Source organism: Knoellia subterranea KCTC 19937, from assembly GCF_000768685.1.
In the GTDB taxonomy this organism is placed as follows: domain Bacteria; phylum Actinomycetota; class Actinomycetes; order Actinomycetales; family Dermatophilaceae; genus Knoellia; species Knoellia subterranea.
Genome location: NZ_AVPK01000003.1, coordinates 1 through 24,458, shown reverse-complemented (window position 1 = coordinate 24,458; position 24,458 = coordinate 1). Strand labels below are relative to the sequence as shown.

Here is a 24,458-nt window from a genome sequence, read left to right as displayed (position 1 = left end):
AGCCAGGACCAGGACAGGACCAGGAGTCACCATGCCCGTCGCCACCCTCAAGATGCTCACCCTCGACAGCTCCGACGCGAGCCGCGACGCTGCCTTCTGGCACGCCGTCCTCGGCTGGGACATCGCGCACGACGCCGACGGCTACGCGATGCTCACCGGCCCCGACCACGCCCTCGGCTTCGGCACACTCCCCGACCACGAGGCACCGGGCTGGCCGAACGAGCACGGCAGCAAGCAGTTCCACCTCGACCTCGCCGTCGACGACCTCGACGCGGCGGCCCAGCAGTGCGTCGACCTCGGTGCCACACTCCCCGACGAGCAGCCGGGCGAGACTTGGCGCGTCCTGCTCGACCCGAGCGGCCACCCGTTCTGCCTCACCCAGGCCGCCAACTGGTGACGCCCACCCACCGATCCGCTCGCCGCAGTCTCGCCGCCGCTCGTCTCGCCACTCGTCGAAGCTCTGGCCGCCGCGAGAGCCAACCACGACGATGGGCGACATGACCACGGACGCGTACACGCCGGCATACCGGCAGTCGATCGAGCAACCGGACGCCTTCTGGAGCGAGGCCGCCAAGGCGATCGAATGGATCACTCCCCCCACGACGATCCTCGACAGCTCGAACGCGCCGCTGCACCGCTGGTTCACCGGCGCGAGCCTCAACACGTGCTTCAACGCGCTCGACCGGCACGTGCGCGACGGCCGCGGCGAGCAGCCCGCGCTCATCCACGACAGTCCCGTCACCGGAACCACAGAGACGATCACGTATGCCGGCCTGCTGGCTCGCGTGGCGACGTTCGCCGGTGCGTTGGCGAGCCTCGGGGTCGAGAAGGGCGATCGCGTCGTCATCTACATGCCGATGGTGCCCGAGGCCGTCGTCGCGATGCTGGCCTGCGCGAGGCTCGGCGCCATCCACTCGGTCGTGTTCGGCGGGTTCGCGCCGGCCGAGCTCGCGGCCAGGATCGAGGACGCACAGCCCAAGGTTGTTGTCGCGGCGAGCTGCGGGATCGAGCCGAGCCGCGTGGTCGAGTACAAGCCGATGCTCGACGCCGCCCTCGACCGGAGCACCCACAAGCCCGAGTCCGTCGTCGTGTTCCAGCGCGAGCAGGCCGTGGCCGCCGTCGGCGAGCGCGACACGGAGTGGGAGGAGATGACGTGGGACGAGCTCGTCGCGGATGCCGAACCCGTCGACTGCGTCGAGGTCGCGGCGACCGACCCGCTCTACATCCTCTACACGTCCGGCACGACCGGCCGCCCCAAGGGGATCGTGCGCGACAACGGTGGTCACGCGGTCGCACTGCGCTGGTCGATGGGCAACATCTATGGCATCGACCCGGGCGACGTGTGGTTCACCGCGAGTGACGTCGGGTGGGTCGTCGGCCACTCCTACATCGTCTACGCGCCACTGCTCACGGGCGCGACCACCGTTCTCTACGAAGGGAAACCGGTCGGCACACCCGATGCCGGCGCATTCTGGAGGGTCATCGCCGAGCACCGCGTGAAGGCGATGTTCACGGCGCCCACGGCCTATCGCGCGATCAAGCGCGAGGACCCGCGCGGTGAGCTGGTGGCGCAGCACGACATCTCGTCGCTCGAGACCGTGTTCCTCGCGGGTGAACGGCTCGACCCCGACACCTATGAGTGGGCCACGTCGGTCCTCGGCGTGCCCGTCGTCGACAACTGGTGGCAGACCGAGACCGGATGGCCGATCGCGGCGAATCCCCGTGGGCTGCAACCGCTGCCGATCAAGGCGGGTTCGCCGTCGGTCCCGATGCCGGGGTATGCCGTGTCCATCCTCGACGAGACCGGTGCACCTCTGCCGGCGGGCGAGGAGGGCGCCATCGCCATCCGGCTGCCGCTTCCTCCGGGGACGCTGCCGACGTTGTGGGGTGACGACGAGCGCTATGTCGATGGCTACCTGTCGACGTATCCCGGCCACTACGCCACGGGGGACGGCGGGCTGGTCGACGAGGACGGCTACCTCTTCGTCATGGGCCGCACCGACGACGTGTTGAACGTTGCGGGACACCGGCTTTCGACCGGGTCGATCGAGGCAGCCCTGGCCGGCCACCCCGACGTCGCCGAGTGTGCGGTCATCGGCGTGGCGGACGAACTCAAGGGCCAACTCCCCCGTGGATTGGTCGTCCTCAAGGGCGGTGTCGACACGAGCGAGGCTGCGACACAACGCATTTGCGCCGAACTGGTCCAACGGGTGCGCGACGAGGTCGGAGCCGTTGCCGCGCTGCGCCAGGTCGACGTCGTCGCGGCGCTCCCCAAGACCCGTTCCGGCAAGATCCTGCGCAAGACGATGCGGGAGATCGCCGACGGCCGCGTCCCCACCGTCCCCGGGACGATCGAGGACGCGTCAGTCCTCGAGACCCTGAAGCCGGTGCTGCGGCCCGACGCATAGCCTGACCGGGTGAAGGGAGTCTTCACCGGGTTCGCGACGATCGGCGTCGTCATCGCCGTCGGAGCACTCCTGGCGCACCTGCGCATCGTCGACCTGACCGCCCAACGTGTCCTGTCGCAGGTGGCGTTCTTCGTCGGCTCGCCGGCGCTCATGGTCATGACGCTGAGCCGCGCCGACGTGCACAACGTCCTGTCAGCAAACCTTGTCGCCACGACAGCCGGGGTGCTGGTGCCCGTCGCGATCTATGCCGCGTGCGCCCGCTTTCTCTGGCACCGACGCCTCGGTGAGGGAACGATCGGAGCCCTCTCCGCGGCATACGTCAATGCAGGAAACCTCGGCATCCCGGTGGCGAGCTATGTCCTCGGCGACGCCGCGCTCGTGGCGCCGACGCTGCTGCTCCAGCTCATCGTCCTGCAGCCGATTGCGTTGGCAGTGTTGGATGCTGACGCGCTGGGGCGGTCTCCGTCGTTCGTCCAGCTCGTCACCCGGCCGTTCCGCAATCCGCTCACCGTCGGCTCGTTGATCGGCGTGCTGCTGTCCGTGACGGGATGGACCCTGCCGGACTTCGTGGGGGCGCCGCTCGAGCTGTTGGGTGGGGTGGCCGTGCCGGCGATGCTCATCGCGTATGGCATCGCGTTGCGGCTGGGCCCCGGGCTGGGTGCCGCTGGCTCCGTGGCCGAGTTGGCGACGACGTCACTCCTCAAGCTGATCGTCCAACCCCTTGTCGCGTATGCCGTGGCTCGCTTCGCGCTCGGCGTCGAGGGTCACGCTCTGCTCGCCATCGTCGTGACGTCGGCGCTGCCCACGGCGCAGAACATCTTCGTCCACGCGACCCGCTACGACCGGGCGACAGTGCTGGCCCGCGACACGATCCTCATTACGACGATGGGTTCGGTGCCGGTGATCCTGCTCATCGCTGCCCTCCTCGGCTGACCCTCTGCGGTCCGTCCACGGCGCGAATCGACCAGTTGCACTCGAAACGACCACCTCGAAGTGGTCGCCTCGAGTGCAAATGGTCGTCTCGGCGGGACGCACGACGACACGACCGGGCGAACTACCCTGACCGGGTGGGCAATGGACCGTTCCTTCAGGACACCCTCGGGCGCACTGTGGCGAACGCACCCGTGGAGGCCGCGCCACGCCTGCGCTTCACGTGGACCACGGATGGCCGCTATCTCGCGGGGCTCGTCCAGCTCGCCCCGAGCTTCATCGGGCCACTCTTCCCGATCGCCTGCATCATCCACCTGCTGGCGCACTTCGACGGTCGTCCGCTGGTTCTGGACGCCGGAGCCGCAGCCTGGCGATTCTTCATGAAGGGCCTCGCCGTCCTTGCAGTGACCTGTCTGGGGCTCCTCAGCGCTGGCTTCGATGACCTCGTCGGCACGGCTGCCGGCTGGATCGCGGGCCTGTGGGTCGCAACATTTGCCATCGCCGCAGTGTGGACGGCCGCATCCGGACGGCTCTTCCCCTACCCACTGGACGGCTTCCGCCTGCGAATGCGCCGTCGCCGGGGCGCGTGAGCCGGATGATCACGATCGAGCTCGCGCGTCGTCTCGCCCACGAGGCCGGCCTGCTCTGGCAGCCCGCACCCGGCGACCGCTTCGTCGTCGACGCAGAACTGCTCACCGGTGAGGTGTTCTGGGTCAGCCAGCTCACCGTCGAACCCCAGACCTTCGGGGAGCAGACCGTCCTCGGCTTCAACGGGACGACCGAGTGGGCGCTGGACTCGGTGAGCCTCGACCAGGCGCTGTGGCTCCCCCGCGAGGACCAGCTCCGCGCGCTCCTCGGAGACCGGCTGGAGTCGCTGGTCCGAACCGAGGCGGGCTGGGAGGTGACGTATGCCGGGAGCGAGGGCACCCGGCATACCGTCACCGACGAGGACGTCGAGTACGCCTACGCGACCGCGCTCCTCACACTCTGACCGACGCATCGGGCACCACCGGCGCAAACAATGACGACCGGCGCCCGCATGCGAGCGCCGGTCGTCAGGCTGTGCACCGGTCGCGCGACCGGCGCAGAAATCAGCGGCGGCGGGTGCCGAAGATCGAGCGGGTGATCTCGCGGCCGATGACCGTGCCGGCAGAGCGCAGCGCCGACTTGAAGGCGCTCGACTTCACGACCTGCTCGACGAAGCCCGGGTCCTCCTTGGGTGCGGCGGTCTTCTTCGCGGCAGTCGGAGCGGGCGACGCCTTGGGCGCCTCGGCGGCGGCCGGGGTCGTCGCCTGCACTCGGGCGGCGAGCTTCTCGTAGGCCGACTCTCGATCGGCGACCGCGGCGTACTTGCCCGCGATGGACGAGGCGGCGATGGTCTGGTCGATGAGTGCGTCGGGCGACGGCGCCATGAGCGACTGAGGGGCACGCATGCGCGTCCACGCCACCGGCGTCGGTGCACCCTTCTCGGACAGCACCGTCACGACGGCTTCACCGGTGCCGAGCGAGGTGAGGAGCTTCTCCAGGTCGTACTGCGTGTGCGGATAGGTCTTGACCGCCGACTTGAGCGCCTTGGCGTCATCGGGCGTGAAGGCGCGCAGGGCGTGCTGCACCCGGTTGCCGAGCTGTCCGAGGACACCGGCGGGCACGTCGCGAGGCGACTGCGTCACGAAGAAGACGCCGACGCCCTTGGAGCGGATGAGCCGCACGGTCTGCTCGATGGCCTCCTGGAAGGCCTTGCTCGCGTCGGCGAAGAGCAGGTGCGCCTCGTCGAAGAAGAAGACGAGCTTGGGCTTGTCGACATCGCCCACCTCGGGGAGGTCGTGGAAGAGGTCGGCGAGCATCCACATGAGGAACGTCGAGAACAGCGCCGGGCGGTCCTGCACGCCGGGCAGCTCGAGGCAGGTGACAAGTCCCTTGCCGTCGGCCGTCGTGCGCAGCAGGTCCGCGGTGTCGAAGGCCGGCTCACCGAAGAACGCGTCGGCGCCCTGGTCCTCGAACGCGATGAGCTCGCGCAGGATGACGCCGGCCGTGGCCGACGACAGGCCGCCGAGGGCCTTGAGCTCCGGCTTGCCCTCATCACTGACGAGGTGCTGGATGACGGCACGCAGGTCCTTGAGGTCGAGGAGCGCGAGGCCGTTCTTGTCGGCGTAGTGGAAGACGAGACCGAGGCTCGACTCCTGAGTGTCGTTGAGCCCCAACACCTTGGACAGCAGCGTCGGACCGAAGTCGGTGATCGTCGCACGGATCGGGACGCCCTTGCCCTGACCACCCAGGGACAAGAACTCCGTCGGGTATGCCGTGGCCTGCCAGTCCTGCCCGATCGACGTTGCGCGGCTGGTCAGCTTTTCATTCGCTTCGCCAGGGCTCGCGAGGCCGGAGAGGTCGCCCTTGATGTCGGCGAGGAAGACGGGGACGCCCTGACCGCTGAGCTGCTCGGCCATGAACTGGAGGGTTTTGGTCTTGCCGGTGCCCGTGGCGCCTGCGACGAGGCCGTGCCGGTTGAGGACGGCCAGCGGGATCTGCACCTGCGCGTCGGGGTGGGCCGTGTCGTCGATGACGGCGGCACCGAAGTTGAGGGCCGGCCCGTCGAAGGCATAGCCGGCGCGGATCTCGTCGAGATGGGCGCTGCCGGCGGCACCTTCCTTGGGCGCCTCCTCCTGCTTCGGCGCCTCGGCTGCAGGGGCTTCGGCCGCAGGGGCCTCGGTGGGCGTCTCGGCCGGAGCCTCGGCGGGGGCAGGTTCGGCTGCGGGGGCTGCCGCGGCGTCGGCGGCGGGCTGCTCTGGCGTCACGTTCTCGGTCACCCTCGGAACTCTAGGCGAGGGCCGGTGGTCGCGCCGGGCCCATGGACGACTTCTTGCCCTGTTGGGACACACGGCGGGGGCCTTCGGCCCGCGCGACGTGTCCCAACTGGGCAAGAAGTCGCAGTGATGGGGTCAGCGCACGCCGTAGAGGTGGTCGAGCGCGAGCTGGTCGAGAGCCTCGAACGCCATCCCGCGCGCCGCGACGGCATCCGCGTCGAAGGCCTCCGCCCGGAGGTCCGCCAACGACTCCCCCTCGCCCAGGGTGGGATGGGCCAGTTCGTCGAGGCGGGCCGCGAGCAGCGCCTCCTGCACCGCAGGGTCCGAACGGAACGCCCGCGACTTCTCGCGCAGGATCAGGTAGTTGCGCATGCACCCGGCCGCCGACGCCCACACACCGTCCATGTCCTCGGTGCGCGGCGGCTTGAAGTCGAAGTGCCGAGGTCCGTCGTAGCCACCGTTCTCGACGGTGTCGACGGTCCAGAACGCACCGCGCGCATTGCCGGCACCGAAGCGCAGGTCCTGGTCGAAGCGCGGCCCGTGCTGACCGTTGAGATCGATGTGGAAGAGCTTGCCGTGCCACAGCGCCTGGGCGATCCCGTGCGCGTAGTTGAGCCCGGCCATCTCCTCGTGCCCGACCTCGGGGTTGAGGCCGACGAGTTCGGGGTGCTCGAGCTCGTTGATGAACGCGAGCGCGTGCCCGATGGTCGGGAGCAGGATGTCGCCGCGCGGTTCGTTGGGCTTGGGCTCGAGCGCGAACCGGAGGTCGTAGCCCTGCTCGAGGACATAGGACCCGAGGACGTCGAAGGCCTCCTTGTAGCGGTCGAGCGCCGCCCGGACGTCCTTGGCCGCACCCGACTCGGCGCCTTCCCGGCCGCCCCACGCGACGAACGTCGTCGCGCCGAGCTCGACGGCGAGGTCGATGTTCTCGGCGACCTTGGCGATGGCGAAGCGGCGCACGTCTCGGTCGTTGTTCGTGAACCCACCGTCGCGAAAAACGGCGTGGGAGAACAGGTTTGTCGTCACCATCGGCACGACGAGGCCCGTGTCCGCGAGCGCCTTGCGGAAGGGCGCGAGGTGGTTGAGCCGCTCCTGGACGGACGCGCCGAACGGGATGACGTCGTCGTCGTGGAACGTGATGCCCCACGCACCCAGGTCGGACAGGCGGTGCACGGCCTCGGCCGGGTCGAGGGGCGGCCGAACGGCTCCCCCGAAGACGTCAACGCCCTGCCACCCCACGGTCCAGAGTCCGAAGGAGAAACGGTCCTCACGGACCGGTGTGTATGCCGGTGCGCTGGCTTGCGTGGTCATGCGTCCTTCCCGGAGCTGAAGGCGGCGTCGAAGGCCGCATCGGGCTTGTCGAAGTTGAGTCGGCGCACGAACCGACAGCTTCAGCAGCGCCGACGAGCCGGTCCATGCCGGCGTCCTCCCACTCCACGGAGATCGGGCCGTCGTAGCCGACCGAGTTGAGGGTGCGGAAGCAGTCCTCCCACGGCACGTCGCCGTGCCCGGTCGAGACGAAGTCCCAGCCACGGCGCGGGTCCGCCCACGGCAGGTGCGAGGAGAGCCGGGCGTTGCGACCGTTGCCGACGCGCATGCGGACGTCCTTGCAGTCGACGTGATAGATCCGGTCGCGGAAGTCCCAGATGAAGGCCGCAGGGTCGAGGTCCTGCCACACCATGTGCGACGGGTCCCAGTTGAGGCCGAAGGCCGGGCGGTGGTCGATCGCCTCGAGCGTGGCCACTGTCGACCAGTAGTCGTAGGCGATCTCGCTCGGGTGCACCTCATGGGCGAAGCGGACACCGACCTCGTCGAAGACGTCGAGGATGGGGTTCCAGCGGTCGGCGAAGTCCCTGTAGCCCGCCTCTATCGTCTCCGCCGACACCGGCGGGAACATCGCGACGTACTTCCAGATCGCCGACCCGGTGAAGCCGATGACGACATCGACCCCAAGTTTGGCCGCGGCCCGAGCCGTGTCCGCCATGCGCTGGGCAGCCCGCTGCCGGACGCCCTCCGGGTCACCGTCGCCCCAGATGTCGGCGGGCAGGATGTCCTCGTGCCGCTGGTCGATCGGATCGTCGCAGACCGCCTGTCCCACAAGGTGATTCGAGATGGCCCACACCTTGAGGCCGTGCTTCTCGAGGATCGCAAGACGCCCTGCGACGTAGTCGTCCTCGGCCAGGGCCCGGTCCACCTCGAAGTGGTCGCCCCAGCAGGCGATCTCGAGGCCGTCATACCCCCAGGAGGCGGCCAACCGGCATACCTCCTCGAAGGGAAGGTCGGCCCACTGGCCGGTAAAGAGGGTGATCGGTCGTGTCACGGGAATCCTCCGGTTCGGGTCTGCTCCGGATCCACGAACGTAGAATCCGGGTCACATCCTGCTGGTCGACGGCGGGGTGTAGCCGGTGTCCGACCCGGCCCGTTGCTGCAACAGCGGACCGGGTCGGCACCGGTGTCAGCCGCGCAGGGCGGCCATGTTGTCGTAGCTGACCTGTGCGAACGCCAGGGACTGGCCGGGGTTCGCCGTGCCGCCGGGGGCGGTGTCCTGCTCCCACATCGGGTTGTGCGAGCCCTTGGCTCCCACCCGACGCAGGAACGTCGCGTAGTCGATGTCTCCCTCGCCGAACGGCGCCATGACATAGCCGTTGGCCTGGGTGGTGTCCTTGACTCCGTCCTTGGCGTGGAACAGCGGGAAGCGCTTCGACTGGGCTGCGACGACACCGGCCGGGTCGAAGACTGCCTGCACGCTGCTGCCGTCCGGTGCCGTGTATCGACCTCCACGACAGCCGCGAACTGCTGGCCCTCGCCCGCGCGGGCAACCCCGAAACGCTGGCCGCTCTCCGGCAGGCCGGCCGCGAGATCGGGTCGGTCCTCGCGTCGATCGTGAGCATGCTCAACCCCTCGGTGATCGCCATCGGCGGCCTCCTCGCGCAGTCGCCCGAAGGCCTCCTGGCAGGGATCCGCGAGGTGGTCTACGGGCGGTCACTCCCGCTGGCCACCGGGGAACTCCAGATCGTCACGGCCCGCACCGGCGGGCACGCCGGTGTCATTGGTGCCGCAACGATGGTGATCCAGCACGTGCTGTCGGCCGACGAAGTCGAACGCCACCTCGCCACCCTCGCCTCCTGACGACTTCTTGCGCTGTTGGGACACGGGCGGAGGGCCTTCGGCCCGCACGCCGTGTCCCAACAGCGCAAGAAGTCGGGGCGTCAGGTGGTGCGGGTGACCTTGGACAGGCCCCGCGGAGCGTCGGGGTCCTGATTCCGCGCGATGGCCATGGCGTGCGCGAGCCGCTGCAGCGGGATGATCTCGAGCAACGGGCTGAGTTCCTCGGCCACGCACGGCACGAGGATCGCCGGCTCCTGACCCGCGTGCTCACGGTCACCGATGATGGTGAGGTCAGCGGCGCGGTCCCGGAGCCGAGCGAGCACCGGCTCCATCGCCAGTCCGGCGACCCCGTGCGGAACGACGGCGAGGACGGGACGCTCGTTGTCGACCATGGCCAGCGGTCCGTGCAGCAGGTCTGCGCCCGAGAAGGCGTGTGCCGCAAGATAACTCGTCTCCATGAGCTTGAGCGCTGCCTCGCGCGCCGTCGGGTACGCATACCCCCGACCCGTGAGCACGATCTTGTCGACGAACCGGTAGTGGCCCGCCACGAGATCCACCCCGGGTGCCACCACGGCCGCTTCTGCGGCCTCGACCAGATCCGCGGCGGCCTCCGCGCGACCACCGCGCCAGGCGTCGACGAGGAGCCACAGCGTGAGCAGGGTCGCGGTATAGGTCTTCGTCGCGGCGACGGCCTTCTCGGCCCCCGCCCGCACGTCGAGGTGCAGTTCGGCGGCAGCAGCCAGCGGTGACTCGGCGTTGTTCGTCACGGCGAGGGTCGGCGCCCCTGCCCGGCCCGCCGCACGCGTCGACTCGAGGAGGTCGGGCGAACCACCGGACTGGCTGACGGCGACCCAGAGCACGTCGGAAAGGTTCGGCTGGGCGGCATACGCGGTCGTCGTGGACGGAGAGGCGAGGCCACACGGGAGGCCGAGCACGATCTCGACGAGGTACTTGAAATAGAGCGCTGCGTGGTCGCTCGTGCCACGCGCGGCGATCACGACGAAGCGCGGGGACGCGTCCGCGATCCGGGCCGCCACGGCTGCGACATCTGTCGGACTCTGGGTGAGGATCCGATCGAAGACCGCTGGCTGCTCCGCGACCTCAGCAGCCATGAGCGAACCGGGAACCGCTGCGGCATTGGGGTTTTCGTCGTTCACGCGTTGTCCTTGTCCACAGAGTTGGCGCCGTTCACGGCGTCGGCGAACCACCCCGTGATCGTCGTCGGATGGGTGATGGCGGTGCCGACCACGACCGCGTGGGCACCGGCGGTGATAGCGGCGGCGGCCTGGGCGGGAGAGTGGATCCGCCCCTCCGCGACGACCGGCACGTCGAGGGCGCGCGCGAGCTCACCGACGAGGTCGATGTCCGGTCCGTCGCCCTTGACCGTGTATGCCGTGTAGCCGGCGAGCGTGGTCCCCACCAGATCCGCTCCTGCCGCCGCGGCGGCCAGGCCCTCGTCGAAGGTCGAGCAGTCGGCCATGACGAGGGCAGTGGTCTGCTCGTGCACCGCGGTGATGGTCTCCGCGAGCGTGCGTCCGTCGGGTCGCGGCCGAGACGTGCCGTCGAGGGCAACCACGTGCGCGCCCGCTCGAGCGACGGCGAGCGCGTGCTCGAGGGTCGGGGTGATGAAGACGTCGTCGTCGCCGTCCTTCCACAGACCGATGAGGGGCAGGTCTACTGCGGCCCGAATGGCGGCGACGTCGTCGAGCCCCTGGGCGCGGATGCCGACGGCGCCACCGCGGGCGGCCGCCTGCGCCACCCGGCACATCGTGTCGGGGGTCCGCATCGGCTCGCCGGGGTAGGCCTGGCACGAGACGACGAGACCTCCCCGGAGAGACTCGATGAGGGCGTGGGCATCGTTGGGGTTCACGAGATCACCTCGGGGTCGGGGATGGTGGCCGGCGACGTCAGCCCGTCGCCCTGCCAGGCCAGAGCAGCAGCACCGAGCAGTGGCGCGTCGCCGCCCAGGGTGGAAATGAGGATGGGGGTGTCGGCCAGAGAAGGCATGACGTCCCGACGAACGGCCCGGCGCAGGGCGTCCCACCAGCGGTCCCCGGCACCGGCCACTCCCCCACCGATGACAACGGCGTGCGGGTCGAGAACGTTCACGAGCCCACCGACAACCGTGCCGACTGCTGCACCGCCGAGCTCGACCACGTCGAGAGCGTGAGCATCACCGCCCGCAGCGAGTGCCACGACCGCCCGGAAGTCCGCGACGTGTTCGCCGGAGCGGCGTTGGTACTCCGCGTGGAGCCCCGGCCCGGACGCAATCGCCTCGAGGTGGCCCACGCGGCCACACGAGCACGGGAGGGACCCGGCATACACGCTCGACAGGTGACCGACGTGTCCGGCGGCGCTGTGTGCGCCGGGGCGCACGCGTCCGTCCTCGACGAACGCACCGCCCACACCCGTCCCGACGCCGACCACAAGAACAGTCGAAAAGCCCTGTGCCGCACCGTATGCAGCCTCACCGAGGGCATGGGCGTGGACATCGTTGATGACCGACGCGGGCAGTCCGGTGAGGGTCGCCAGTCGGTCGACGATGGGGGTGCCGGTCCAGCCGGCGAGGACGTCGGTCGAGCCGACGACGCGGCCCGCGAGGGGATCGATGACTCCCGCACTGCCGATGCCCAGGGCGCGCACGGTGACGCCCTGCGCATCCGCAGAGAGGTCACGCACCAGCCCTGCCGCCGTGGCGAGGATCGCGGCCGCCCCTTCGCGCCCCGGCGTCGGGGCGGCCGCCCGGGCGAGGATCTCGCCCGATCGGTCCACGAGGGCCGCGGCGGTCTTCGTGCCACCGATGTCGATGGCTGCCACGACCTCGCGGTCCGACATCGAGGGGTCCATCGTCAGAGCAGCCCTGCTTCGACGAGGACGTCGCGGATCCGGCCGGTCTCGGCGTCGTTGAGTGGACGCATCGGCAGAGACACTGCGTTGCTGGACAGAACACCCAGCAGCATGAGCGCCGTCTTGAAGGCACCGACACCGCGGGTCGCCCCGGTCGTCGTCGCGGGGTCCGGTGCGTCGACGATGCGGAACAGGCGGGTGAGCCGGTCCTGCTCGGCGCGGGCGGCCGTCCAGTTTCCGGAGACGCACGCCTCGTGGAGGCGCACGTACCCCTCAGGGTCGACGTTGCCCAGGCCCGGGACCGAGCCGGACGCACCGGCGAGCATCATCCCGTCCACGACGACCTCGTGACCCGTGAGCGCCGTGAAGTCGGCACCGGGCACCTCGTCGCGCACGCGCAGGAGGAGCTGACGGAAGGCGACGTCGTCACCGCTCGAGTCCTTGATGCCGGCGATGACACCGTCGGCCGCGAGGTTCACGAGGAGGTCGACGGAGAGCTTGACCTTGACGCACACCGGGATGTCATAGGCGAGCAGCGGAAGCTCCGTGGCCTCACCGATGGCCCGGAAGTGGCGCTCCACCTCGTGCGGCCCGACGATCGCATAGAACGGTGCCGTGGCCACGATGGCGTCGGCGCCGAGTCGCTCGGCGGCACGGACGCGCTCGAAGACACGCGGCGTCGTCGGCTCGATCGCCCCCGCGATGACGGGCACCTGACCACCCGCGGTCTTGACGATGACCTCGAGGGCTCGGTCGCGGTCGGCGTCCGTGAGGAACACCGTCTCCCCCGAGCTGCCCAGGGCAAAGAGTCCGTGGACACCGGCTGCGAGCTGCTGTTCGACGAGACGCTCGAGAGATGCGACGTCAACGCCGCCGCCCTCCAGCAGCGGGGTGACGGTGGGCGGCACGACGCCGCTGAATCGTGGGGTCGGGGTGGTCACGCTGTCTCCTCGACATCGTCGGTGGCGGGCCGCTCGGGCCCAGGGTTCTTGGGGGTTGCCGCCCGTGCGAGGGCAACGAGTTCGGCATCGCCGGTTCCGGCGGGAACAGGGTGGTGACAGCGGAATTCGTGTGCCTGTCCGCCGTCCGATCCGCCGTCCGATCCGCCGTCCGATCCGCCGTCCGACGCCGCAGCCTGCGGCTCCGGCATCGATTCGGCACACACCTCCGTGGCCTTCCAGCAGCGCGTCCGGAACGGGCAGCCGCTCGGGGGCCGGGTCGCGCTGGGAACCGGTCCGATGAGCGGGATCGGGTCGATCGGCGAGAGCAGTCCGGGTGTCGCCGAGAAGAGCGCCCGCGTGTAGGGGTGCCGCGAACCCGTCGGCAGCACCTCCGCGGGGGTCTGCTCGACGATCCGACCGAGATACATCGTCACGACGCGGTCGCTCACCCGCTTGACGGTCTGGATGTCGTGCGAGACGAACACCATCGCCAGGCCCAGTCGCTCCTTGAGGTCGAGGAGCAGGTTGAGGATCTGCGCCCGGACGGAGACGTCGAGCGCGCTCGTCGGTTCGTCGGCGACGATGAGCCGCGGTTCCAGCGCCAGGGCCCGTGCGATCGAGACACGCTGTCGCTGGCCGCCGGACAGCTGACTGGGCAGGACGTCGGCGACGGAGCGGGGCAGACCGACGAGGGCCATGAGCTCCTCGACGCGAGCCTCACGCTCGGCCCGGGTCCCGCGACCGTGCACGTCGAGGGGGTCGCGCAGGATGTCTCGGACCGGCATACGTCGGTTCAGGGACGTCGACGGGTCCTGGAAGATCATGCCGACACCGGCACCGATGTGTTCACGTCGCTCGGCCGCGCTCATCGACCACACGTCGTGCCCGGCGACGCTCACGACTCCGGACGTCGGCTGCTGAAGACCGACGAGCACCTTGGCCAGCGTCGACTTGCCACAACCGGATTCGCCGACGATGCCCACCGTCTCGCCCGGTGCAATGGCCAGGTCGGCACCCGTGAGGGCATAGACGCGCTCGCGGTCGAACATGCCGCCGCCGCGGGTTCGGTGGACGACGTGGACGTCTCGCAGCTCAGCGATCGGCGACGTCGCCTGCGGCGAAACACGGCTCTGCGGGCTCTGGGGTGCGGTGCTCATCGCACGACCTCCTTCGTGTGGAGCTCGACCGCCGGGTGGTGGCAGGCGAAGCGGTGGCGGTCACCGCCCTCGAGATCGGGCGCCGTGGTCAGGCACACCTCGCTCGCGAGGGGGCACCGGTCGGCGAACCGACACCCGGTCGGGAAGTCGGCGGGCGAGGGCACGACCCCGCGGATCTGGGTGAGCCGTTCAGCGCCCGTCTCCAGGGACAGCACCGACCCGAGGAGGCCACGCGCGTAGTGGTGCGCCGGCGCCTCGATGACGTCCGCGGTCACGCCGGTCTCGACGATCTGCCCGCCGTACATGACGACGACGCGGTCGGACACGTCACTGACGAGGGCGAGGTCGTGGCTCACGAGGATGAGCGCGAAGCCGAGCTCCTCGCGCAGGCGGAGCAGCAGCTCCATGACCTGCGCCTGCACGGTGACGTCCAGGGCGGTGGTCGGTTCGTCGGCGATGATCAACTTCGGGTCGCGCGAGAGGGCCATCGCGATGACGACGCGCTGACGCTGTCCTCCGGACAACTCGTGGGGGTATGCCGCGAGCGTGCGTTCCGCGTCGAGGCCGACGAGCTCCATGAGCTCCTTCGCAGACCGCGTGCCGCCGCGCTTGATGAGCTGCCCGAGTTGGGTGCCGATCTTGAGCGACGGGTTGAGTGCCGAGAGCGCGTCCTGATAGATCATGGCGATCTCGCGACCCATCAGGCCACGACGACGAGCCGCGGACAACGACGTGAGTTCGGTTCCGGCATACCGGATTTCGCCGTTGATCCGAGCGCCCTTGGGCGCGAGGCCCATGATCGCGAGCGACGTCAGGGACTTGCCGGACCCCGACTCGCCGACGAGACCGACGACCTCGCCGGGGCGGACGTCGAAGCTGATGTCGTCGACGATGTCGACGCCGTTGTGGCGGTCAGCGAAGCCGATCGACAGGTTGCGGACGTCGAGCACCGGCTCCCCGCTGGGCAGCGGACGAGCCCGCTCCCGCAGCCGCGCGGCCGCCTCGACGAGACCCGGCAGCTCGAGAACCTCACCCGTTCCGGGCTCGGCCTTCTCGAGCGCGTCCTGGGACGCGATCGCCTTGGTGAGCGAGCGGCGCGCAGCGGGTGCGGCCCACGCGTCCGAGATGCCCTCGGAGAGGACGTTGAGCGCGAGCACCGTGAGCAGGATGAGCAGGCCGGGGAAGAAGGTTGCCCACCATCCACCGATCTGGACCATCTCCTTGCCGAAGGCGATGACCGAACCCCAGGACGACTGCGCCTCCTGCGGAGAGAGCCCGCCACCGATGAACGACAGCGACGCCTCGAAGACGATGGCGTCCGCGACCATGACGGTGACGAAGACGAGGATGGGCGCCGCGCAGTTGCGCAGGATGTGCTTGATCAGGATGTGCGGTCGTCGGGCACCGATGATGCGCTCGGCGGCGACGTAGTCCTCGCGGTACTGCGACATGACGTTGGCCCGAACGATGCGTGCGATCGACGGCGTGAAGACGAAGCCGATGGCCAGGACGAGCACCAGGAGGCTGTTCTTGCCGAACGAGATGATGAGCAGGGCCGACAGGACGATCGCCGGGAACGCCATGACAACGTCGAGGCAGCGCATGATCACCTCGTCGACGGCGCTGCGGCTCGTGCCGGCGATGGCTCCGAGGATCGACCCAGCGATGAGGGCGATGGCGGCGGCGCCGAAGCCGACGATGAGCGAGCGACGCGTGCCCGCGACGAGGCGCGAGTAGACGTCACGACCCAGCCGGTCGAGGCCGAACCAGTAGTCGCCGTTGGGTCCGGTGAGCGCCGGGCCGAGTCCGGTCTGCGTCGGGTCGTGCTTCAGGAGCAGCGGCGCCAGGAGCCCAACGAGGACGACGAGCGCCACGAAACCGAGGGCGATCCGGCTCGCGAGGCCGAGGCGGCGGAAGCCGACGCCGGGGCGGGAGAGCTGGTGGGTGAGTGCGGCGCGCATCAGTGACCTCCCCGCAGTCGGGGGTTGGCGAAGAGATAGAGGATGTCGACGACGAGGTTCACGACGACGAAGCCGAGGGCGATCGTGAGGACCGTGCCCTGAGCGAGGGCGGTGTCGTTCTGCTGGACCGCACTCATGATCTGGGTGCCCATGCCGGGCAGCGAGAAGATCGCCTCGATGATGACCGTGCCACCGATGAGGTAGCCGATCCGCAGGCCGAGCACGGTGAGCGGGTTGACGAGGGCGTTGCGCAGGACGTTGCGTCCGATGACCACTCGCGGCGGCAGCCCGGCACCGATGGCCGTCCGCACGTAGTCGCGGTCGAGCTCCTCGACCATCGACGTGCGGACGATGCGGGCGAGGGAGCAGCCGACGGGGACGGCGAGGGCCAGGGCCGGCAGGGTCATCGACCGCAGCCACTCCGTCGGGGAGTCGGCCGGGTTGACGTAGCCACCGGTCGGGAAGAGGGAGCGGCGCACCGCGAACTCCTGGATGAGGAGCAGGGCGAGCCAGAACGACGGCATGGCGATGCCGGCCATCGACACGAAGCGCATGATCTGGTCGGGCCAGCGGCCGCGGTAGAGCGCGGCGGTGATGCCGAGGACGAGCGCGATGATCAGGGCGCCGAGGATGCCGAGGACCGTGAGCTGGATCGTCAGCGGTAGGGCCGTCGCGATCTTGTTCGCGACCGGCTCACTCGGCGGGAAGGTCATGCCGAGGTCGCCCTGGACGAGGTTGCCGAGGAAGTGGACGTACCGAAGGGGCAGCGGGTCGTTGAGCCCGTTCTCCGCCTTGAACGCCTCGATCTGCGCCGGCGACGCTTGGTCACCGAGGACCGACAGGGCGGGGTCGATGGGCGAGAACTGCATGACGACGAAGACGAACAACGTGATCCCGAGGACGAGGGGGATCAGCGTCAGCAGGCGCCGCGCGATCATGCTCAGGACGGTGAGCATCGGAGGTCCTTCCGTGGTGCAGAACTACGGGGTATGCCGGGTGGCCGGCTCGGGTGCCGAGCGCCGCCCGGGTGGCCGCGAACGGCATACCGGCTGGTGGTTCGTCGGTCCCGAGTCGTCCTGCCCGGCCCAGGGAGGGGGTGGGCCGGGCAGGACGCTCAGGCGGGGGGCACAGGGCCGCCCCAGCCCGGTCAGCCCTTGCGGCTGGTGTCGAGGAAGTACAGACCGGTGGTGCCGGCTGCGGTGAAGCCCTCGAGTTGGGTCTTGTCGTAGGCCGTGACGACCTTGGTGTGGAGGATCGGGTAGAGCGGAGCCTCCTCGGCAACGATGTCGAGCGCCTGCTTCCACAGGGTCTTGCGCTCGGCCTCGTCGGTCGACTGGGCGGCCTTGTCGAGGATGCCGGCGACCTGCGTGCGGTGAGCGGCGTCCCAGCGGTAGCGCTTCGTGGGCCAGGTCTCGCCGTAGTAGAACCAGCGCATGAGCAGGTCGGGGTCGGTGCCGAAGACGCTCGGGTCACCGGAAGCCGCGAGGACCCGGAAGGTGTCCTTCGGGACGACGTCGCCGTAGATCGCGGAGGACGGCTGCGTGTTGAGCGTCGCCGTCACGCCGATGGCCTTCCACGCCTCGACGAGGAGCGGGGCAACGTCCTTGACGATGGCGTTGTCCGTCGTGTCGAGCGTGAACTTCAGGTCCTTGACGCCGGCCTCGGCGAGGAGGGCCTTGGCCTTCGCTGCGTCGTAGTCGTAGACCGTCGCGGCCTTCTGGTAGTTGGCGTTGCCCTCGTCGAGGTAGCTCGACGCGGGGGTGCCGTAGCCGTTGAGCGCGGTCTTGATGACGGCGTTCTTGTCGATGGCGTAGTGCAGGGCCTGGCGGACGCGCTTGTCGTTGAACGGCGCGGCCTGCGTGTTGAACATGAGGAAGACCTGGTTGAAGGCCTGCTTCTCCTCGACCTCGTACTTGCCCTTGAGGGCGTCGACGTTGAGGTAGGGCACCTGCTCGATGGCCTGGACGCGGCCACCCTGGAGGTCGGCGACGCGGGCCGAGGCCTCGGTCGTCGTGTTGAAGGTGATCGTCTCGACCTTGGCCGGCTTGGGGCCGTTGTAGTTCGTGTTCTTCGAGAGCTTGAGGCCGGTCTCCTTCGACGCGCTGTCGAGCTTGAACGGGCCGGACCCGATGGGCGCGGTGTCGAACGCCTTGGACGCTGCGTCGTCGGCGGTCTTGGCCTTGGGCACGATCTTGATGACGGCGATGCGCTCGGGGAAGAGCGCGAACGGCGTCTTGAGCTTGAACTCGGCGGTCGTGGCGTCCTTGGCGGTGACCGAGTCGATGAAGGAGATGAAGCCCTGCATCAGCGGCGGCGCGGCCGGGTCGGTCGGCTTGAGGACGCGGTTGAACGAGTGGGCGACATCCTCGGCGGTGACGGCCGTGCCGTCGGAGAACTTCGCGCCGTCGCGCAGCTGGACCGTCCAGGCCAGGCCGTCCGAGCTCACGGTCGGGTCGGACTTCGCGAGCGCCAGGTAGGGCTTGCGCGTCGACGGGTCGAGGTCGACGAGGCCCTCGAAGATGTGCTGGTTGGCGGCGGTCGCCACGGCGCTGGACGCGTTGGCGGGGTCGAAGCCGCTCGACAGCGTGAAGGCCATGGTGGCCTCGATCGACGTCTTCTTGCCCTCGCCGCTCACGGCGTTGGTGGACGACGGGCCGCCGCTGCACGCTGCGAGCGCCAGCGCGGCGAGGGCCGACGTGGCGACGACGCGCGTGGCGCGGCCGGTCAACGGGGAACGACGACGGCCCACGGCCGGCGTCTGCGTGTCTGTGGTGCTCAAGGGGGTGCCTCCGTTGGCATTCGCGCGCTGCCGCCGTGACCGCTGCAGCGCTGAAGGGTCGAACCAGAGAATTCTTGCGGACCTATGACGTCTGATGTCTGATTACCGCTAGAGTGAGAGTGACAGACCACGGACAGAAGGGCAAGCCCCATGGCGAAATTCGATGCAGGACCGCCGATCACGCGCCCGGCCCTGCGCCGCGACGAGGTCGTGTCGGGCATCAAGGACTACATCGTCCGCAACCAGCTGCGCCCCGGCGATCCGCTCCCCACGGAGGCCGAGCTGTGCGAAGCGGTCGGCGCGAGCCGTTCGAGCGTGCGCGAGGCGGTCAAGACGCTCAGCGCGCTCGACATCGTCGACGTCCGCCACGGGCACGGCACCTACGTCGGCCGCATGTCCCTCAACGCTCTCGTCGAGAGCCTCGCCTTCCGCGGCCTGCTGACGAGCGAGGACGACCACCTCGTCCTCGGCCAGGTCGTCGAGATCCGCCAGACGATCGAGCAGGGCCTCGCGCCACAGGTCGCGGACGGCCTCGACGACGAGCAGCTCGCCACGCTCCGCCGGCTCGCCGATGGGATGGCGGAGGCCGCCGAGCGCGGGGAGGACTACCTCGAACTCGACCGTCAGTTCCACCTCCTGCTCATGGAGCCGCTCCACAACGACCTCATCCAGCAGCTCACGGGCGCGTTCTGGGAGGTCCAGTCGATCGTCACCCCCACGCTCGGCGCGGCGCACAAGGAGGCCCTCACCCTCACGGCGAGCCTCCACCTCGCGATCGTCGAGGCCGCCGAGGCCCACGACATCGCGGCGCTCCGGAATGCGGTTGCCGCCCACTACGCGCCGATCCGCGAGCTCATCGCCAGCGCGAAGTCCGTCAAGGCCTGATCGCCCGATGCCCCTGTTCGACCTGCCCCTGCGCGAGCTCGAGAAGTACCTGCCCGAGCGTCGCGAACCTGCCGACTTCCGCGACTTCTGGGGCGCGACGCTGAGCGAGGCGCGTTCCGTCGACCGTGACGTGCAGACGATCCCGTATGCCGTCCGCCTGCCTCACGTGGTCGCGCTCGACCTCTCGTTCACGGGCTTCGGTGGACAGCGGGTCCACTGCTGGTGGATCCGCCCGGAGGGTCCGGCCCCCGCGGGCGGCTGGCCCGTCGTCGTCGAGTTCCTCGGCTACGGCGACGGTCGCGGCACGCCTCTGGACTGGCTGGCCTGGCCCGCGGCCGGCTTCGCGATCCTCGTCATGGACACGCGCGGGCAGGGGGCCCGAGCCCGCCGCGCGGGGAGCACGGGTGACAGCGCCGGCACGAGCGGCGCCGTGGGCCCGCACGTCGAGGGGTTCCTCACGCAGGGTCTGGGGAGTCCGGACGACTACTTCTATCGGCGCGTCTTCACCGATGCCGTTCTCGCGGTGGACGCGGCCCGGTCGCTGCCCGAGGTCGACACCGCGCGCGTCGCGGTCCAGGGCACGAGCCAGGGTGGCGCCATCGCCCTGGCGACCCTCGCACTCGCCGACGGCATCGCGGCCGGGCTCGTCAACGTCCCGTTCCTCTGCCACGTCGAGCGCGCCATCGAGGTCACCGAGTCCGCGCCGTACGCCGAGCTGCTCCTCTTCGCCCGCACCCGCAAGGCCGACATCGCCCGGGCCTTCGAGACCCTCACCTACTTCGACGGCATGACGATGGCGGCGCACGGCACCGCCCCCGCGCTGTTCTCGGTCGCGCTCATGGACGACGTCTGCCCGCCCTCGACGGTCTACGCCGCCTACAACCACTACACCGGGGACAAGTCCATGGAGATCTTCCCGTGGAACAAGCACGAGGGCGGCGGCGAGCACCACGACGAGCAGCAGATCCAGTGGCTCCAGGAGCGGTTCGGCGTCGGGACGTGAGGTCACCTGCAGGTCACAGTGCGCTCACGACACGAACGGCGACGCGCGTCCGCGCGACGGGCCCCATACAGTGGCGGGCGTGATCTTCAAGGCCGTCGGCGACACGCGTCCCTACCCCGAACACGGGTACAGCACGCGTCAGTGGTCCAACGTGCCCCCGCGCCTCGTGCGTCTCGACGACCTCGTCACGACGAAGCGCACCCTCGACCTCGGCATGCTGCTGTCGGAGGACTCGACATTCTATGGCGACCTCTTCGCGCACGTCGTGGAGTTCGAGGGCACGCTCTATCTCGAGGACGGGCTGCACCGGGCGCTGCGCGCGGCGCTGCACCAGCGTCCCACCCTCCACGCCCGTGTCCTGGTGATCGAGTAGCCGAGGGGGCGCCATGTCCGACCGCGATCTCACTGCCGAACTGCGCCACCGGCACCAGCAGCGTCGTGCGACGACCACGCTCCTCGTCGCGCTGCTCATGCTCTTCTTCGCGTTCTGGTACGCCTACTCCTACTACCGCGACTCGACCGGCAGCGACGAACCCGGCGGCTCGTCCGCATCGTGCCGGCCCTACGACCCCAAGGTGGCGACACCGGCCACGACGACGGTCAACGTCTACAACGCCACCAAGACCAACGGACTGGCCTCGCGCACCGCGACCGAGCTGAGGAAGCGCGGCTACACCATCGGCGAGATCAGCAACGACCCGCTCAAGCGGGCCGTGGCGGCCCCGGTCGAGGTGCGGTTCGGTCCGTCCGGCAAGTCCCGCGCCGCACTCGTCGCACCCTTGGGTGGCAAGGGCACGACCCAGGTGGGTGACCAGCGCAAGGACGAGACCGTCGACTTCGTCCTCGGCAACGCCTTCAAGACCCTCGGCCCAACCCCGACCCCCACCGGGAAGCCGATGTGCCCCGCGCCGAGCTCCTCCGCCTCGGCCTCCTCGTCGGCGAAGTAGCCCGCGTGGCGAGCCCTCCCGGTGCCTTCGGCCTCACCCGGGACCAGACGGCGACCGAGGCGCTCGACCTCATCGTGCGCTCCTGCGGCCAGCGCATCCTCGAGCAGGTCGACCCGCTCCTCGCGGGACGCGACGCCGCCACCCTGCACGACATGCGGGTCGGACTGCGACGCCTCCGCGCGGCATTCGCCCTGCTCCGGCGTCCACTCGGGGACGACGACAAGCTCAGCTGGGTGAGCACAGAGACCCGCGATCTGGCCGCACCCCTCGGACGGGCCCGCGACCTCGACATCACGCTCTCCACCCACGCCGACCTCCTGTCCGGCAGTCCACGGCGCAAACTCCACGCACGCCGCGAGGCCGCCTACGACGAGGTCGTCGACGTCGTCACGTCGGACCGGTGGCGCGACCTGGCGCGCCACCTCGACATCCTCCTGCGCCACCTTCCCGACCAGGTGCCCGTCGACCCACCGCTCGCCGAGGCTGCCGCCGTCGCCCTCGACCGACGCTTCCGGAGGGTCCGCGACCGCGGTGCGGACCTCGCGCGCTCGAGCGCCTCGCACGGCCACCGAGTGCGGATCGAGGCCAAGAAGCTCCGCTACGGCACGCAGTTCTTCGACGGCCTGTATGCCGTCCCCGCACCTTTCGCAGACGCCGTCGAGTCCCTCCAGGGCAGCCTCGGCGAGTGGCGCGACGCCGAGATGTCCCGCCACCTGCTGGCCAGCGTCGGTGCACCCACGCCCGATGTCGACCGATCCGCCCTGCTCCAGCGCGCAGTGACCGCCCACGACGACCTCGTCACGCTCGGTCGGTATTGGCGGTGAGGGGCACCCCCGTCCGCTCACCGCGATCGGCGAGCGGACGGCATACACAGGCAGTCCGGCGACCCGCCCCGGAAGTGTCACGGCAAGCCCTGACGCGTCCGGGCACGGACTGCCCCAGCGAACACTCAGGCACATGGGTGACAATCTCTCGACACCGATCGATCAACAGGAGTGACCCGTGGCCCCGTCCGGCAGTGGCAGCAAGAAGGCACGCGCCAGCGCGCGCACCGCCTCCGACCGCGTCTCACAGATGCGCAAGGAGCAGCAGAAGAAGGACCGTCAGCGGATGCTGGCCATCTGGGGAGCGGCCGCGGTGACCATCGCGATCATCGCCGGCGCCGTGACGTTCGCCGTGATTCAGGGCAACGCCAACAAGCCCGACCTGTCGGCGGTGAAGTCCTTCGACTACCCGAGCGGCAACCACACGACGGACCCGGTGGCCTACAAGGAGAACCCGCCCGTCGGTGGCGAGCACAACCCGGTCTGGCTCAACTGCGGCGTCTACGACTCGCCCGTGCCCAAGGAGAACGCCGTCCACTCGCTCGAGCACGGCGCGGTGTGGGTGACCTACCGCCCCGACCTGCCGCAGGCCGACTTCGACAAGCTGAAGTCCGTCATCCCCGACAGCTACATGGTGCTGTCGCCCTATGAGGGCCTCCCCTCGCCCGTCGTCGCCTCCGCGTGGGGCAAGCAGATCCAGCTGACCGGCGCGAACGACAACCGCCTCGAGGCGTTCATCAAGGAGTACCGCCAGGGTCCGCAGACCCCCGAGCCGGGCGCCCTGTGCACCAACGGAACCGATGGCACCGACGACAACGCCACCCCGCAGGTGCCGATGAGCCCGTCGGCGTCTCCGTCGGCTTCGGCTTCGGCGACGTCCTCGGCCCCGGTCAGCCCGTCGCCGACCGCGTCCAAGTGACCTCGTCCACGTGACCGACGCCCTCCAGCAGGACCCGACGACCTCGTCCCGTTCGCGGGGCGAGGTCATCGGGCTGTCGGTGCTGCTTGCAGTCGCGTCCCTGCTCGCCGGCCTCATCCTCGGGTGGGGACTGTTCGGGCGCGGCGGGTACCCGCTGGACGGGTCGGCCGAGGCCGGCTTCGCGCGGGACATGTCGACGCACCACGCCCAGGCCGTGCAGATGTCGCTCATCGTCGCCGACCGCACCGAGGATCCGGCGATCCGCACCTTCGCCTATGACATCGCGACGAGTCAGCAGGGCCAGATCGGGCAGATGTTCGCGTGGCTCAAGATCTGGGGCCTGTCCCCCACCGGCTCGCAGCCGGCCATGGCGTGGATGGGTTCGGACCACCACGGTGCGACCTCGGCGTCGGGCGAGTCGGTGCCGATGCCGGGCATGGCGTCCGAGTCCGACATCGCGCGCCTGTCAGCAGCCCGTGGCGTCGAGGCCGACCGCATCTTCCTCACCCTGATGATCGCCCACCACAAGGGCGGCGTGCAGATGGCCGAGGCGGTGCTCACCCGCTCGGATCGCGATGAGGTCGTGACCCTGGCCGGTGCGATGAAGCAGGCCCAGACGGCGGAGATCACGACGATGGAGCAGATGCTCGCAGCCCGCGCCTAGCTGCTGCCCGGTTGCCCCAACTTTTGCTCCCCATGAGAGAACCTGAAGGGTCCGGAGGCCTATGTGCCCTCCGGACCCTTCACGTTCCCTCCGGTCACTTCTGGCGTATGCCGTCCGCTCGCCTGTGCGCTCGCCGCGCGACTCCTCGTCGGCTGCGTCTCGGGCGGGTTCAGGTGGCGCCTCGATTTCGTTCCTGAGGAGTCGTTGCGTATTGTGCTTCGCGGTGGTGTGTCCGAGCGGCCTAAGGAGCACGCCTCGAAAGCGTGTGTGGGTGCAAGCCCACC

24 protein-coding genes and 1 pseudogene are annotated in these 24,458 nt (G+C 69.7%); 13 read left to right on the top strand and 12 right to left on the bottom strand.

Annotated elements, in window-relative coordinates; all coding sequences use genetic code 11:
- The first annotated feature begins 31 nt into the window (after positions 1–31).
- From N803_RS06115 to N803_RS06095, 5 genes are all read left to right on the top strand, one after another.
- The gene (locus N803_RS06115; protein WP_035903486.1) at positions 32–397 is read left to right on the top strand and encodes a VOC family protein; all 366 of its coding nucleotides are present in this window, start codon (positions 32–34) and stop codon (positions 395–397) included.
- A 100-nt stretch (positions 398–497) separates the two neighbouring features.
- A complete protein-coding gene (locus N803_RS06110) occupies positions 498–2,408 on the top strand; it encodes a propionyl-CoA synthetase (RefSeq protein ID WP_035903916.1) in 1,911 nt (636 codons plus the stop codon).
- A gap of 9 nt (positions 2,409–2,417) precedes the next feature.
- Positions 2,418–3,341 (top strand): AEC family transporter, encoded by a 924-nt coding sequence (locus tag N803_RS06105; protein ID WP_035903485.1) that lies wholly within the window; start codon positions 2,418–2,420, stop codon positions 3,339–3,341.
- A gap of 134 nt (positions 3,342–3,475) precedes the next feature.
- A complete protein-coding gene (locus tag N803_RS06100) occupies positions 3,476–3,928 on the top strand; it encodes a hypothetical protein (RefSeq protein ID WP_035903484.1) in 453 nt (150 codons plus the stop codon).
- A gap of 5 nt (positions 3,929–3,933) precedes the next feature.
- Positions 3,934–4,329 carry a hypothetical protein gene (locus tag N803_RS06095; RefSeq protein ID WP_035903483.1) on the top strand — a complete coding sequence of 132 codons (396 nt, stop codon included), beginning with the start codon at positions 3,934–3,936 and terminating at the stop codon, positions 4,327–4,329.
- Between the two features lie 100 nt (positions 4,330–4,429).
- On the opposite strand, the gene N803_RS06090 is transcribed toward N803_RS06095, so the two are convergent.
- The 4 genes and pseudogenes from N803_RS06090 to N803_RS06075 all read right to left on the bottom strand — a co-directional run bounded on the left by N803_RS06090 (position 4,430) and on the right by N803_RS06075 (position 8,885).
- The gene (locus N803_RS06090; protein ID WP_425402400.1) at positions 4,430–6,142 is read right to left on the bottom strand and encodes a helicase HerA-like domain-containing protein; all 1,713 of its coding nucleotides are present in this window, start codon (positions 6,140–6,142) and stop codon (positions 4,430–4,432) included.
- A 132-nt stretch (positions 6,143–6,274) separates the two neighbouring features.
- Positions 6,275–7,450 (bottom strand): xylose isomerase, encoded by a 1,176-nt coding sequence (gene xylA / locus N803_RS06085; protein ID WP_035903481.1) that lies wholly within the window; start codon positions 7,448–7,450, stop codon positions 6,275–6,277.
- Positions 7,447–8,459 (bottom strand): annotated as a pseudogene (locus N803_RS06080) (sugar phosphate isomerase/epimerase family protein). Before N803_RS06080 ends, xylA begins: the two are co-directional and overlap by 4 nt.
- 135 nt (positions 8,460–8,594) lie before the next feature.
- A complete protein-coding gene (locus N803_RS06075; protein ID WP_035903478.1) occupies positions 8,595–8,885 on the bottom strand; it encodes an apurinic/apyrimidinic endonuclease family protein in 291 nt (96 codons plus the stop codon).
- 14 nt (positions 8,886–8,899) lie between these two features.
- Here N803_RS06075 and N803_RS06070 point away from each other — a divergent pair, with 14 nt between their 5' ends.
- Entirely contained in the window at positions 8,900–9,268 is a 369-nt protein-coding gene (locus tag N803_RS06070; RefSeq protein ID WP_035903475.1) for an ROK family protein, read from the top strand.
- Between the two features lie 80 nt (positions 9,269–9,348).
- Here N803_RS06070 and N803_RS06065 read toward each other — a convergent pair whose 3' ends face one another.
- The 8 genes from N803_RS06065 to N803_RS06030 form a co-directional block, all read right to left on the bottom strand.
- Positions 9,349–10,404, bottom strand: coding sequence for an SIS domain-containing protein (locus N803_RS06065; RefSeq protein WP_035903474.1), 1,056 nt, complete (start codon positions 10,402–10,404; stop codon positions 9,349–9,351).
- Positions 10,401–11,117, bottom strand: a complete 717-nt coding sequence (locus N803_RS06060; protein WP_035903473.1) for an N-acetylmannosamine-6-phosphate 2-epimerase — start codon at positions 11,115–11,117, stop codon at positions 10,401–10,403. The genes N803_RS06065 and N803_RS06060 overlap by 4 nt, the downstream gene beginning before the upstream one ends.
- Positions 11,114–12,082 carry an ROK family protein gene (locus N803_RS06055; protein WP_084764244.1) on the bottom strand — a complete coding sequence of 323 codons (969 nt, stop codon included), beginning with the start codon at positions 12,080–12,082 and terminating at the stop codon, positions 11,114–11,116. Before N803_RS06055 ends, N803_RS06060 begins: the two co-directional genes overlap by 4 nt.
- A gap of 14 nt (positions 12,083–12,096) precedes the next feature.
- Positions 12,097–13,035 carry a dihydrodipicolinate synthase family protein gene (locus N803_RS06050; protein WP_035903472.1) on the bottom strand — a complete coding sequence of 313 codons (939 nt, stop codon included), beginning with the start codon at positions 13,033–13,035 and terminating at the stop codon, positions 12,097–12,099.
- Positions 13,032–14,192, bottom strand: coding sequence for an oligopeptide/dipeptide ABC transporter ATP-binding protein (locus tag N803_RS06045; RefSeq protein WP_052111903.1), 1,161 nt, complete (start codon positions 14,190–14,192; stop codon positions 13,032–13,034). Before N803_RS06045 ends, N803_RS06050 begins: the two co-directional genes overlap by 4 nt.
- Positions 14,189–16,153, bottom strand: coding sequence for a dipeptide/oligopeptide/nickel ABC transporter permease/ATP-binding protein (locus N803_RS06040; protein ID WP_035903471.1), 1,965 nt, complete (start codon positions 16,151–16,153; stop codon positions 14,189–14,191). The genes N803_RS06045 and N803_RS06040 overlap by 4 nt, the downstream gene beginning before the upstream one ends.
- Positions 16,153–17,109, bottom strand: a complete 957-nt coding sequence (locus N803_RS06035; protein ID WP_035903470.1) for an ABC transporter permease — start codon at positions 17,107–17,109, stop codon at positions 16,153–16,155. Before N803_RS06035 ends, N803_RS06040 begins: the two co-directional genes overlap by 1 nt.
- Before the next feature lie 191 nt (positions 17,110–17,300).
- The gene (locus N803_RS06030) at positions 17,301–18,932 is read right to left on the bottom strand and encodes an ABC transporter substrate-binding protein (RefSeq protein ID WP_035903468.1); all 1,632 of its coding nucleotides are present in this window, start codon (positions 18,930–18,932) and stop codon (positions 17,301–17,303) included.
- Between the two features lie 150 nt (positions 18,933–19,082).
- On the opposite strand from N803_RS06030, the gene N803_RS06025 reads away from it, so the two are divergent.
- The 7 genes from N803_RS06025 (at position 19,083) to N803_RS05995 (ending at position 24,174) form a co-directional block, all read left to right on the top strand.
- Positions 19,083–19,817 carry a FadR/GntR family transcriptional regulator gene (locus N803_RS06025; protein ID WP_035903466.1) on the top strand — a complete coding sequence of 245 codons (735 nt, stop codon included), beginning with the start codon at positions 19,083–19,085 and terminating at the stop codon, positions 19,815–19,817.
- A 7-nt stretch (positions 19,818–19,824) separates the two neighbouring features.
- Entirely contained in the window at positions 19,825–20,820 is a 996-nt protein-coding gene (locus N803_RS06020; protein WP_035903464.1) for an acetylxylan esterase, read from the top strand.
- Between the two features lie 79 nt (positions 20,821–20,899).
- A complete protein-coding gene (locus N803_RS06015; protein WP_009776380.1) occupies positions 20,900–21,193 on the top strand; it encodes a type II toxin-antitoxin system VapB family antitoxin in 294 nt (97 codons plus the stop codon).
- A 13-nt stretch (positions 21,194–21,206) separates the two neighbouring features.
- A complete protein-coding gene (locus N803_RS06010; RefSeq protein WP_035903461.1) occupies positions 21,207–21,767 on the top strand; it encodes a LytR C-terminal domain-containing protein in 561 nt (186 codons plus the stop codon).
- Positions 21,768–21,772: 5 nt separating this feature from the next.
- Positions 21,773–22,591 carry a CHAD domain-containing protein gene (locus N803_RS06005; RefSeq protein WP_169743053.1) on the top strand — a complete coding sequence of 273 codons (819 nt, stop codon included), beginning with the start codon at positions 21,773–21,775 and terminating at the stop codon, positions 22,589–22,591.
- A gap of 178 nt (positions 22,592–22,769) precedes the next feature.
- Positions 22,770–23,510, top strand: a complete 741-nt coding sequence (locus tag N803_RS06000) for a thioredoxin-like domain-containing protein (protein WP_035903459.1) — start codon at positions 22,770–22,772, stop codon at positions 23,508–23,510.
- A 10-nt stretch (positions 23,511–23,520) separates the two neighbouring features.
- Positions 23,521–24,174, top strand: coding sequence for a DUF305 domain-containing protein (locus N803_RS05995; protein ID WP_084764123.1), 654 nt, complete (start codon positions 23,521–23,523; stop codon positions 24,172–24,174).
- Positions 24,175–24,458 lie beyond the last annotated feature (284 nt).

What these genes read in the sequence shown, in the direction of transcription:
- N803_RS06115 (WP_035903486.1), top strand. Translation starts at nt 32, where the DNA reads ATGCCCGTCGCCACCCTCAAGATGCTCACCCTCGACAGCTCCGACGCG.
- N803_RS06110 (WP_035903916.1), top strand. Translation starts at nt 498, where the DNA reads ATGACCACGGACGCGTACACGCCGGCATACCGGCAGTCGATCGAGCAA.
- N803_RS06095 (WP_035903483.1), top strand. Translation starts at nt 3,934, where the DNA reads ATGATCACGATCGAGCTCGCGCGTCGTCTCGCCCACGAGGCCGGCCTG.
- xylA (WP_035903481.1), bottom strand. Translation starts at nt 7,450, where the DNA reads ATGACCACGCAAGCCAGCGCACCGGCATACACACCGGTCCGTGAGGAC.
- N803_RS06055 (WP_084764244.1), bottom strand. Translation starts at nt 12,082, where the DNA reads ATGTCGGACCGCGAGGTCGTGGCAGCCATCGACATCGGTGGCACGAAG.
- N803_RS06045 (WP_052111903.1), bottom strand. Translation starts at nt 14,192, where the DNA reads ATGAGCACCGCACCCCAGAGCCCGCAGAGCCGTGTTTCGCCGCAGGCG.
- N803_RS06040 (WP_035903471.1), bottom strand. Translation starts at nt 16,153, where the DNA reads ATGCGCGCCGCACTCACCCACCAGCTCTCCCGCCCCGGCGTCGGCTTC.
- N803_RS06035 (WP_035903470.1), bottom strand. Translation starts at nt 17,109, where the DNA reads ATGCTCACCGTCCTGAGCATGATCGCGCGGCGCCTGCTGACGCTGATC.
- N803_RS06025 (WP_035903466.1), top strand. Translation starts at nt 19,083, where the DNA reads ATGGCGAAATTCGATGCAGGACCGCCGATCACGCGCCCGGCCCTGCGC.
- N803_RS06020 (WP_035903464.1), top strand. Translation starts at nt 19,825, where the DNA reads ATGCCCCTGTTCGACCTGCCCCTGCGCGAGCTCGAGAAGTACCTGCCC.
- N803_RS06010 (WP_035903461.1), top strand. Translation starts at nt 21,207, where the DNA reads ATGTCCGACCGCGATCTCACTGCCGAACTGCGCCACCGGCACCAGCAG.